Genomic DNA, 11,823 nt, shown 5'->3' with positions numbered 1-11,823 from the left:
GCTGCACGCGCCACGCGCCCCAGCTCCCAACGGCAACCACCAGGGCCACGACCGCGGCGATCGGGGCCTTCAGCGAACGGCGCGGCGGTTCGGCCGGCGGCGTGACACGTCCTTCCAGATTCGCGAGAATGCGCGACTGCTGAGCTCTTCCGTCGCCTGCCGGTTTGGTATCGGACAGCAGGCTGGGCGGAGATTTCGAATTTGAATTTTCCGGCGCACTCATTCAGCGTCTCATTGAATCCTGGTTTAATTCACCGCGATAATATAGCCCGGCCTCTCGAAGCAGCCTGATTCTAAGAGCAAGCATTGCAAAACACAATCAATTCCAATTTCCGGGGATTTCATTGATTGCCGTCGCACTCGTCGCCTATTTCGCCCTTGCCGTAGCGGTTGCGGCACTGTTGCTTTTACCGGGTATCCGCGCGACCGTTTTCGAATCCGTCGCCCAGTTTCACGGCCGTCTCACGCGCCGTGCGAACGATCGCGCCACGCGTACGCGAAGTCAGATTGTTAAATCGGCAAGCGTTACGCGCGGTGCTTTAAACGACGTGCAAAATTTACTGATTCGGCGGCGCTTGATGATTATGGTATCGGCAGGTATTCTTGCGACGCCGCCATTGGTCGCCATTGCGTTACGCGGCCGGCAATTGTTCCAGTACGACGACACGGCGCGCGTGCCCGACGAGAAGATCGCCGCGCTGCTGCAGGGCGAACAACTCGTGCCGCCCCCGCCGCTGCCGCCGGAAGTCTTCGCCACCAAGGAAGTCGAACAGGTACGCCCGGCGCTGAAGGATGCGAGCCGCGACTGGAACCTGCTGGATCCGGATTTCCGTACGCGTTTGCTGCTGGTCTACAAGATCATGCACGAACAATATGGTTATGAAATGGCGTTGCTGGAAGGTTATCGGAGCCCGGAACGGCAGAACCGGCTTGCGCAGATGGGCGGTAGCGTGACCAACGCGGCGGCCTTCCAGAGTTATCACCAATTCGGGCTGGCGGCCGACAACGCATTCCTGCGCGACGGCAAACTGGTCATTTCCGAGAAAGATCCGTGGGCGATGCGCGGCTATCAGTTGTACGGCCAGGTCGCCGAACAGGTCGGCCTGACCTGGGGCGGCCGCTGGAAAATGATGGATCTCGGGCACGTGGAATACCATAAACCCGGTTTTAAACTGGGACGCGGCAGCTAGCCAAGGCTGCCGGACAGGAAATAATGAGGGCGGCATGGGGCTTTTTAATATCCCGGCAGGAAACGATATGGGCGGCGCAAAAAATCATGCATTCCGGTGCGCGATTTTTTCCGGCCGCCGCTTCCGTTTTAAATCTCACAGCGTCCTTTCATTAATGCGCGCGCCTTCTCCGATGCCGCGGGCGCATTGATGCCAGCCCCCTTCATCCCGTTTGACAGCGTGGCGACACATCGCGGCGCCACCCTTGCCGCTCGGCGCGCCTGCGTCGCCTCACCGAATCGCACCGGAACCTGAACGTCCTATGCAACGCATCCTCAACGTGCTGACTCATCCGCGTACGCTCTCGATCGTCGGGATCGTCGCGCTAGCGGCCATTCTCTTCATCGTCGCCGACATGCTGCAGCTGCCGCTCCTGTGGGCGGCGATCGCCTTTGCAGCGATCCTCGCGCTGTGGCTCGTCGTCGCGCTGGTGCGCCGCTGGCGCGTGAAGCGCGCGAACCAGCAGCTCGGCCAGGTGCTGGAAGAGCAGGCGGAAACCGGCAAGATCGCCGCGCCCGCCGCCGCCGCGCTCGCGCCCGACTCGAAGACCGCCGACCTCGACGTGCTGCGCACGCGCCTGTCGGACGCGGTGAAGACGATCAAGACGTCGAAGATCGGCCAGGTGTCGGGCGGCTCCGCGCTGTACGAACTGCCGTGGTACATCGTCATCGGCAACCCGGCCGCGGGCAAGAGCAGCGCCGTGCTCAATTCCGGCCTGCAGTTCCCGTTCGCGGACAAGAACAGCGCCGTGATCCACGGCATCGGCGGTACGCGTAACTGCGACTGGTTCTTCACGACCGAGGGGATCCTGCTCGACACGGCCGGCCGCTATTCGGTGCATGAAGAAGACCGCAGCGAATGGCTCGGCTTCCTCGGCCTGTTGAAGCGCTATCGCCCGAAGGCGCCGATCAACGGCATCATCGTCACCGCGAGCATCGCCGAACTCACCGGCAACCGCCCCGAATTTGCGATCAACCTCGCGAAAAACCTCCGCCAGCGCGTTCAGGAGCTGACGGAGAAGCTCGAAGTGTTCGCGCCGGTCTACGTGATGTTCACGAAGGCCGACCTGATCACCGGCTTCACCGAATTCTTCAGCAGCAGCGACAAGCACGAATACGACCGCGTGTGGGGCGCCACCCTGCCCTACGAGCCCGACGACAAGCGCGACGTCGTCGCGCAGTTCGATACGCACTTCGAGGAACTCTACGAAGGGCTGAAAGAGATCAGCGTCGCGCAATTGTCGCTGTCGCGCGGCAACCAGCTGTCGCCGGGCCAGTTGAGCTTCCCGCTCGAATTCTCGACGATCAAGCCGTCGCTGCGCGCGTTCCTCGCGACGCTGTTCGAGAACAACCCGTTCCAGTACAAGCCGATCTTCCGCGGCTTCTACTTCACCAGCGCGCTGCAGGAAGGCGAAACCAACAGCGCGGCCGCGCAGCGTATCGCGCACCGCTTCGGCCTCGACGGCGCCGCGCTGCCGAAGCCGCACAGTGCGTTCTCGAAGAACGGCTTCTTCCTGCGCGACCTGTTCTCGAAGGTGATCTTCGCGGATCGCCAGACGGTGCGGCAGTTCGCGAGCCCGACCAAGACGCGGCTGCGCTACGCAACCTTCTTCGGCTTCGTCGCGGCGCTCGCGCTCGCGCTGGGCGGCTGGACCTGGTCGACGATCGGCAACCAGCAGCTCGTCACGAACGTGCAGGCCGACCTCGACAACGTCACGCGCCTGCAGCAGGGCCGCAACGACCTGCAGTCGCGCCTGCAGGCGATGGACATCCTCGAAGACCGGATCGAGCAGCTCGAGCAGTTCCGCCGTGACAAGCCGCTGTCGGTGTCGCTCGGCCTGTACCAGGGCGACCGTCTCGAGCAGCACCTGCTGACCGAGTATTACAACGGCGTGCGCCAGATCCTGCTGGCCCCGGTGTCGCAGAACCTCGCGTCGTTCATGAAGGACGTGAACGCGCACCCCGAACAGCTCGTCCCGATGACGCGCCCGCCCGAATCGGGCGCCGTGCAGGGTGGCACGATGCCGGTCTCGACCAACGCGGCAGGCGCCGCGCCGCAGGCCGGTGCCGCACTGGCCGCGTCCGGCACCGCACCCGTCGCAGCCGCGCAGCAGCCGGCCGCACCGCAGGGCGGCCTCTACAGCGATGCGTCGCCGACCAACGTGCAGGACGCGTACAACGCGCTCAAGACGTACCTGATGCTGTCCGACAAGCGTCACGTCGAGCAGGCGCACCTGACCGACCAGCTCGCCCGCTTCTGGCGCGGCTGGCTCGAGACGAATCGCGGCAACATGCCGCGTGACGAGATGATCAAGAGCGCGGAACGCATGATCTCGTTCTACCTGTCCCGCGTGAATGACGACGACTGGCCGATGATCGACGCGAACCTCGCGCTCGTCGACCAGACCCGCGAGAACCTGCGCCACGTCGTGCGCGGCATGCCGGCCCGCCAGCGCGTGTACGAGGAAATCAAGGCACGCGCGTCGACCCGCTTCGCGCCGATGACCATCGCGCGCATCGTCGGCGACGGCAACCAGGGGCTCGTGGCAGGCAGCTACGCGATTCCCGGCACGTTCACGCGCGAAGCGTGGTTCGACTACGTGCAGCCGGCGATCCGCGACGCGGCGACCAAGGAACTGCAGGCGAAGGACTGGGTGCTGAACACGTCGACGCAGGACGACCTGACGCTCGAAGGCAGCCCCGAGCAGATCCAGAAGACGCTCGTCGGCATGTACAAGACCGAATACGCGCAGCACTGGCAGAAGTTCATGCAGGGCATCGCGGTACAGGGCTTCACCAGCTTCGGCCAGGCCGTCGACGGGATGAACCGCCTCGGCGACCCGCAGGACTCGCCGATCCGCAAGATCCTCGAGACCGCGTACGACCAGACGTCGTGGGACAACCCGTCGCTCGCGAACGTGACGATCAAGAAGGCGCAGACGGGCGTCGTGAACTGGGTCAAGCAACTGTTCTCGCGCTCGCAGGCCGGCCAGGTGGCGGCCGCCAACATCGACATCAACGGCAATCCGGCCGAGGTGCCGATGGGTCCGATCGGCCAGGAGTTCATCGGGCTCGCGCGAATCGTCGCGACGCACGACGGCACGTCGATGCTCAAGGGCTACATGGATTCGCTGTCGAAGGTCCGCACGCGCTTCAACGTGATCAAGAACCAGGGCGACCCGGGCCCGGGCGCGCGCCAGCTGATGCAGCAGACGCTCGACGGCAACGGTTCGGAACTCGCCGATTCGCTGAAGCTCGTCGACGAGCAGATGCTGACGGGCCTCACCGATTCGCAACGCAAGTCGCTGCGTCCGCTGCTGGTGCGGCCGCTGATGCAGGCGTTCGCGGTCGTGATCCAGCCGGCCAGCGCCGAAGTCAACAAGGTGTGGAACGCGCAGGTCTACCAGCCGTTCCAGAACTCGCTCGCGACGAAGTACCCGTTCGCGGCGAGCGCGAAGGTCGAGGCCGGCGCCGGTGAAATCGCGCAGGTGTTCGGTCCGGACGGTTCGATCGCGAAGTTCGTCGGCACGACGCTCGGGCCGCTCGCGGTGCGCCGCGGCGATACCCTCGCCGCCCGCACGTGGGGCGACATGGGCATCGGCCTCACGCCGGACTTCACGAACGGCTTCGCACGCTGGGTCGCGCCGCTCGCCGGCGGGGCGGCCGGCAGCGCGGCCGCGTCGTCCGAGCCGCAGACCGTGTTCCAGATCCTGCCGCAGCCGAGCACGGGCACGACGGAATACACGATCGCGATCGACGGCCAGCAACTGCGCTACCGCAACACGCCGCCGCAGTGGACCAACTTCGTGTGGCCGAACCCGCAGGGCTCGCCGGGCGCGACGCTGTCCGCGACGACCTTCGACGGCCGCACGGTGCAGCTCGTCAACGAGCCGGGCCGCTACGGTCTCGAGAAGCTGATCAACTCGGCGCAACGCAAGCGCCGTCCGGACGGCACCTTCGACCTGACGTGGGCGCAGGGCAGCGTGAACGTGTCGGTGACGATGCGCATCATCAGCACGTCGCAGCCGTCCGGCGGTGGCGGTGACCAGCCGCAGCAGCAGAGCCTGCGCGGCCTGCAGCTGCCGTCGTCGGTCGCCGACGCGAGCGCGGGTGCCGCGCAGAACGCGACCCAGTCCGCCGGCACGGGCACGCCGGCCGCAGCGCCGGCCGTCGCGGCCGCCAACGCAACGAATGCCCAGGGGGCGCAATGACGCAAACCGTACAGGCGCAAATCGCCTACTTCGGCAAGATTCCGTCGCGCGGCGACTTCGTGAAGAGCCCGCACAACCCGCAGTTGCTGCAGACGCTCGACCACTGGATCGCACAGGCGCTCGAACTGCTCGCGGAAGATCCGCGCTGGAAGCTCGTCTACGAGGATGCGAAGCCGATGCATTTCGCGTTCCTCGGCTCGCGCAGCAGGCTCGCGATCGCGGGCCACATGGTCGCGAGCCACGACGTGTCGATGCGCCGCTTCCCGTTCCTCGGCGCAACCGCGCTCGAGGTCGACCGGCCGCTCGCGTTCCTCGCGCGCAGCCCGCTCGCGTTCGCGCGGCTGTGGTCGCGCGTCGCCACGCAGATCCCGCCGCTGCTCGGCAAGGACGAGCCGCCCGGCGCACTGCAGGCGCTCGGCGACACGCAGGTGCCGATCGACGTCGGCGGCCCCGGCACATCGCATGACGGCACCTTCAACGATTTCGTCGAACACCAGTCGCTGTACGGCCTCCAGGAGATGCTGCTCGAAAGCGGTCATCCCGTGCGGCTGCGCGGCGCGATGCTCGCGCTCGGCTCGCTGCTGCGGCCGGTGATGCAGAGCGGCTCGTCGCATATCGAGCGCGGCCTCACGCTGCCGCTGCCGGTCGATCCGTTCTACCGCAGCCTCGTCGCCGCGTTCTGGCTCGAACTGATCGCGCCGTTCGTCGCGCAGGCCGACTTCGAGCTCGCGATCTTCATCGGCACGATCGCCGAGCGCGAACGGCTCATCATCGGCTTCAACGGCGCGTCGGCAAAGACGCTGCTGAGCGTCGTCGACCCGCAGACCTACGCCGCCCACAACATCGACATCGACGATCCCGAGTGGATCGACGCCCATGCGCAAAACGATCACCAGATCAGCAAGCTCGTCAGCTACCTCGACCAACCGCAACTCTCGCTGCGCGTCGCCATCGACGCGTTCCGCGAAGCGTTCATCGGAGGCTGACGGGATGCATCGCACGATTCACGACCGGCGCACGCGCTTTTCGGCCGCGCTCTCGCCCGCCGTCGCCACCCTTCTCGCTGCCGGGCTGTTCGCCAGTGGCGCGGCCCTCGCGCAGAACACCGGCGCGACCGTCACGCCGGTCGGCAACGGCACGGTCACGACGACCGCGCTGTCCGCGAACACCGGCGCCGCACCGGGGTCGGCCTCCGGCGCCGTCATCCACGGCACGGCCGGCACCGCGAGCACCCTCACGCCACCGCCCGCGACCGCGACGCCCGGCCAGGTGGTCGTCGGCGGCAAGGTGCCCGACGAGGCGACCAAGGCCGCCGTGCTGCAAAAGCTGCGCGACACCTACGGCGCCACGAACGTCGTCGACCAGATCGAAGTGGGTGACGTTGCAACGCCGCCGAACTGGAGCGCGAACGTGCAGAAACTGCTCGGCGCGCAGCTCAAGCAGATCAGCAAGGGGCAGTTGAAGATCAACGGCACGCAGATCGAGATGAAGGGCGAGGTGCACAACGAAGCGCAACGCCAGCAGCTCGCGAGCGACATGGCGAACACGCTGAACCCGACGTACACGATCAAGAACGGGCTGCGCGTGTCGGCGTCCGAACAGGGCGTGCTCGACCAGACGCTCGCGAACCGGACGATCGAGTTCGAGACCGGCAGCGCGACGCTCACGCCGCAGGGCAAGCTGATCCTCGACCAGATGGCGGCCGCGCTCGCGAAGATGCAGAACCGCACGGTCGACATCATCGGCCACACCGACAACTCGGGGAACCGCACGTCGAACATCGCGCTGAGCCAGGCGCGCGCGGATGCGGTGAAGGGCTACCTGATCACGAAGAGCATTCAGCCGCAGCAGATGACCACGACGGGCGTCGGGCCGGATCAGCCGATCGCGCCGAACGATACGGCGGATGGGCGGGCACGGAACCGGCGGATCGAGTTCCGGGTGGGGCAGTAACGGACGGCACAGGTTGCTCCGCGAGGCGCAACCTGGCGCGGGATAACGGGCGGCTGCAGCGATGCGCCGCCCGTTTTGCGTTTACGACTGCTCGTCGGGCCGCACGCCCAGCAGCTCGCGAATATGCGACAGCGAGCCGTCGTCCTTGACGACGCTCTCGAGCCACTTGTGCAGCGGCATGTCGGCCCATTCGGCGGCCTTGTCGGCGAGGTACGCGACCGGGCTGTGCGGCTCGGTCTGGCGGAAATAGCGGGCGACCGCGCGCAACTGGTCGACGGCCTGCGCACGGTTCTGGATGCCGGCGATCATCTGCGTCACCGGGGCGCGCGGAACGGGCTGCGGCTGCACGTGAGTCTCCTCCGTCTGGATCGGGTTGCCGAACACCGGCTCGATGCGTTCGGGCTGCGCCTGCGATGCCGACTGCGTGTGCGGCGCGCTGCCCGTGTAGCCCTGCTCGCGCGCAAAGCGCTCGGCGAGCCGGTAGACGGTCTCGAACGCGTCGCGCGCCTGCCGGAAGCTCGGCGCCGAATCGCCCGCGCGCTCGACGAGCCGTTCCTCGAACGCATCGAGCGCGAATTCGAACGCCTTCAGGTTCGCGAGCAACGCCGTGTAGAACGCGATCGACGTCACGCGCCGCGACGAATCGATCTGCTCGATCGACGGCTTGCCGCGCGCGATCTCGTCCGCGTGTTCGGGGTCGCGCTTGATGGCCTGCGCGACGTGCTGCGCCACTTCCCAGTCGAGCGTGCTGAACGCGTTCGATGCGCCGTCCGTCATCGGCACCGCGCGCAGCAGCTCGGCCGTGCGGCCGGACAGCCACGCAACGTTGCCGAGCCGGTGCTCGATGTCGTCGTCTTCGGGCAGCGGGTGCACGGTGTCCCAGAAGTCGCGGCACAGGCCCTCGAGCAGCGCATAGCCTTCGGTGAGGCCGGTGATGCCGTCCTCGAGCGCGAGCGCCTCGGTCAGCCACACGGCGAGCCGCAGGTCCTTCGTGCGCGTGCGCAGCAGCGCGCCCGCATGGTCGACCACGAAGCCCCAGTCGGCCTCCTTGATCTCGGTCACCCATTCGCCCTGGTCGAGCGTCGGATCGTCGTAGCGCCGCGCGTCCTGGATCGCGTCGAATTCGTTCGAAAACAGCAGGTCGTCGCCGCTGGGCGACGCGTCGCTGATCGGCGTCAGCAGCTCGGGGAGATTGATCGGCATGGTTCGGTCAGTTCATCAATGCTTGTGTTGCGCGGCCGCGCTCATTCGACGGTGTACGTGAATTCGCCGGCCTCGTCCGCGCGCACCGCGATGCGCGCGATGGCCTCGCCGTCGGCGATCCGGCCGAGCACGTGGCCCGCGATCTCCGGCAGCAGCGTGCCGTTCAGGATGTGGTCGACGTTGCGGGCGCCCGAATCGACCTCGGTACAGCGCGCGAGCACCGCATCGACGAGCGATTCGTCCCATTCGAACGCGGCCTTGTGGTTCGCTTCGATCCGGCGGCGGATCCGTTCGAGCTTCAGCTCGATGATCTCGGCCAGCACGTCGTCGGAAATCGGGTAGTACGGCACGACCTTCATCCGCCCGAGGAACGCGGGCTTGAAGGTCTTGTACAGCTGCGGGCGCAGCGTCTCCGCGAGCGCATCCGGATCGGGCAGTTCCTCGGCCGGCTTGTTCAGGCATGCCTGCATCACCGCGGCGGACCCGACGTTCGACGTCAGGATGATCAGCGTGTTGCGGAAGTCGATCTCGCGCCCTTCCGCATCGTCCATCGCACCCTTGTCGAACACCTGGAAGAACATCTCGAGCACGTCCGGGTGCGCCTTCTCGACCTCGTCGAGCAGCACGACGGAATACGGGTTGCGGCGCACGGCCTCGGTCAGCACGCCACCTTCGCCGTAGCCGACGTAGCCCGGCGGCGAGCCCTTCAGGCCCGACACGCTGTGCGCTTCCTGGTACTCGCTCATGTTGATCGTGACCATCTTGCGCTCGCCGCCGTACAGGATGTCGGCCAGCGCGAGCGCCGTCTCGGTCTTGCCGACGCCCGACGGCCCGACGAACATGAACACGCCGCGCGGCTTGTTCGGATCCTCGAGGTTCGCGGTCGCGGTGCGCACGCGCTGCGCGATCGCGTCGAGCGCATGGTCCTGGCCGATCACGCGCGCGGTGAGCAGCGGCTGCAGGTTCAGCACGGTGTCGATCTCGTCCTTCACCATCCGGCCGAGCGGAATGCCCGTCCACGCGGCGACGATCTCGGCGACCACGTGGCCGTCGACCTGCAGCGGCACCATCGGCTCGCCTTCCTGCACCAAATGCAGCGCCGCGACGCATTCGGTGAGCTTGTCGCGCGCCAGCTGCACGTCGAACGGCTTGCCGTCTTCCGACGGGCCGCGCGCCTTGTCGAGCGTGTCGCGCAGTACGGTGATCTCGGCGACGATCGCGCGCTCGGCTTCATAGCGCGCTTCGTCCTTCGCAAGTTGTTCGAGCGCCGTGTCGCGCGCCCCGCGCAGCTCGCCGAGCCGCTCGTCGTGCGACGCGCCGCCGGCCGCCTCGCGCTCCAGCGACGCGATTTCCGCATCGATCCGCTCGATGCGCTTCTTCGTGTCGTCGATCGCCGCCGGCGTCGCGCTGTGCGCGAGCGCGACCTTCGCGCACGCGGTGTCGAGCACGCTGATCGCCTTGTCCGGCAGCTGGCGGCCGCTGATGTAGCGGTGCGACAGGCGCACGGCTTCGGTGATCGCGTCGTCGAGGATCCGCACGTTGAAGTGCTTCTCCATCAGACCGGACATCCCGCGCAGCATCGCGGCCGCGAGCGGCTCGCTCGGCTCCTCGACCTTCACCACCTGGAAGCGCCGCGCCAGCGCCGCATCCTTCTCGAAGTACTTCTTGTATTCGCTCCACGTCGTCGCCGCGATCGTGCGCAGCTCGCCGCGCGCGAGCGCCGGCTTCAGCAGGTTCGCCGCGTCGTTCTGGCCGGCCTGGCCGCCCGCGCCGATGATCGTGTGCGCCTCGTCGATGAACAGGATGATCGGATGCGCGCTCTTCTTCACCTCGTCGATCACGCTCTTCAGGCGGTTCTCGAACTCGCCCTTCACGCTCGCGCCGGCCTGCAGCAGCCCCATGTCGAGCACGTGCAGCGCGACGCCGCGCAACGGCGGCGGCACGTCGTCGGCCGCGATGCGCAGCGCGAGGCCCTCGACGACCGCCGTTTTGCCGACGCCGGCCTCGCCGGTCATGATCGGGTTGTTCTGGCGGCGGCGCATCAGGATGTCGATCGCCTGGCGGATCTCGGCTTCGCGGCCGATCACCGGGTCGATCTTGCCGTCGCGTGCGCGCTGCGTGAGGTTGGTCGTGTACGTGTCGAGCGCAGGCGTCTTCGACGGGCCGGCCGCGGGTGCCATGCCGTCGGCGGCCGGCGCGACGTCGCTACCTTCGTCGTCCGCCTGACGCGGCTCGGCTTCGCTCGAGCCGGCCATGATCTCGTCGAACTTGTGCTTCAGGTCCGTCACGTTCATTTCCGCGAACTGCGACGACATCCGTTGTGCGAACTGCGCGAGATCGGGCGCGGTCAGCAGCGCGAGCAGCAGGTGCCCCGAACGGATGCGGCCGAGCTGCGAGTCGAGCGACGCGATCAGCCATGCCTGTTCGAACAGCGCGATCAGGTGCACGGAGAACACCGGCGTGCGCGTGTTGCCCGTCTTCAGGCGCGTCAGTTCGCGCTCGAGATCGGCATGCAGCGCGTGCGGATCGACGCGGCTCGCGCGCAGTGCGAGCGGCAGGTCGCCCGTCGCTTCGTCGAGCAACGCGAGGAACAGGTGCTCCAGATCGACTTCGTAGTGGCCGCGCGCCAGGCACGCGCTTGCCGCACGCTCGGTCGCGTGGCGGCACAGCGGGTTCAGTTTCGTGATCAGGGTCTTCAGAGGCGTGCTCATGGCGTCGATCTCAGGTTCGATTGCGTGTTTGTTGTCGTTCGGAATCAGTGAATCACGTGCAGCTCGTAGCGGGCGTCGGAGCGATCCTCGACCGCGTCGCGCGTGCAGAGGAACGCGTCCCAGCCGAGCCGCGAACCCGCGCCGAGCACGCTCGCGCCCACCTCGGTGCGCTTGAGCACGAGCTTCACCTCGTATTCCAGCGTGACGCCGGCGAGCAGCGTCAGCATCCGCTCCAGTGCGATGGCCTGCGCGCCGCCGGGCAGGAACGCCTCGTAGTCGCGCTTGGACAGCGGGCCGACGACGATCCGCGCGCGCATGTCGCGCTGCCACACGCGCTCGCCGACGAGCGCCGTCGCGCCGAGCACCGCGTTGACCTCGCCGAGCACGCTCAGCTGGTCGGGCGGCACGTCGTACCACTTGCCGACGAACTGGTCGATCTTCACCGGCACGCGGAAATAGTCGGACAGCGTGCGCTGCAGGTACGCGGCCGACATCGGCCGGTGCCGCGCGGCCAGCG

The 11,823-nt window shown here is 67.1% G+C and carries 7 protein-coding genes and 1 pseudogene; 4 read left to right on the top strand and 4 right to left on the bottom strand.

Annotation, left to right across the window (positions count from 1 at the left end):
* A pseudogene (locus tag JYJ84_RS17060) lies at window positions 1-223 on the bottom strand (phage tail protein); the annotation flags it as partial.
* Between the two features lie 121 nt (window positions 224-344).
* Here JYJ84_RS17060 and JYJ84_RS17055 point away from each other — a divergent pair.
* The 4 genes from JYJ84_RS17055 to JYJ84_RS17040 all read left to right on the top strand — a co-directional run bounded on the left by JYJ84_RS17055 (window position 345) and on the right by JYJ84_RS17040 (window position 7,392).
* Complete coding sequence (locus JYJ84_RS17055; protein ID WP_122944338.1) at window positions 345-1,190, top strand: M15 family metallopeptidase; 846 nt, start codon at window positions 345-347, stop codon at window positions 1,188-1,190.
* A gap of 301 nt (window positions 1,191-1,491) precedes the next feature.
* Window positions 1,492-5,439 carry a type VI secretion system membrane subunit TssM gene (gene tssM / locus JYJ84_RS17050; protein WP_175222768.1) on the top strand — a complete coding sequence of 1,316 codons (3,948 nt, stop codon included), beginning with the start codon at window positions 1,492-1,494 and terminating at the stop codon, window positions 5,437-5,439.
* Entirely contained in the window at window positions 5,436-6,425 is a 990-nt protein-coding gene (gene tagF / locus JYJ84_RS17045) for a type VI secretion system-associated protein TagF (RefSeq protein ID WP_122944336.1), read from the top strand. The genes tssM and tagF overlap by 4 nt, the downstream gene beginning before the upstream one ends.
* Before the next feature lie 4 nt (window positions 6,426-6,429).
* Window positions 6,430-7,392 (top strand): OmpA family protein, encoded by a 963-nt coding sequence (locus JYJ84_RS17040; RefSeq protein ID WP_175222769.1) that lies wholly within the window; start codon window positions 6,430-6,432, stop codon window positions 7,390-7,392.
* Window positions 7,393-7,473: 81 nt separating this feature from the next.
* Here JYJ84_RS17040 and tssA read toward each other — a convergent pair whose 3' ends face one another.
* The 3 genes from tssA to tssG form a co-directional block, all read right to left on the bottom strand.
* Entirely contained in the window at window positions 7,474-8,595 is a 1,122-nt protein-coding gene (tssA, locus tag JYJ84_RS17035) for a type VI secretion system protein TssA (RefSeq protein WP_122944334.1), read from the bottom strand.
* A 41-nt stretch (window positions 8,596-8,636) separates the two neighbouring features.
* Window positions 8,637-11,306 carry a type VI secretion system ATPase TssH gene (gene tssH, locus JYJ84_RS17030; protein WP_175222770.1) on the bottom strand — a complete coding sequence of 890 codons (2,670 nt, stop codon included), beginning with the start codon at window positions 11,304-11,306 and terminating at the stop codon, window positions 8,637-8,639.
* Between the two features lie 44 nt (window positions 11,307-11,350).
* The coding region (gene tssG / locus JYJ84_RS17025) for a type VI secretion system baseplate subunit TssG (RefSeq protein ID WP_205189311.1) at window positions 11,351-11,823 on the bottom strand (473 nt) is incomplete at its 5' end.

Source organism: Burkholderia sp. LMG 13014, from assembly GCF_905232215.1.
GTDB lineage: Bacteria > Pseudomonadota > Gammaproteobacteria > Burkholderiales > Burkholderiaceae > Burkholderia.
This window is presented reverse-complemented; position numbering and strand designations above follow the sequence as displayed.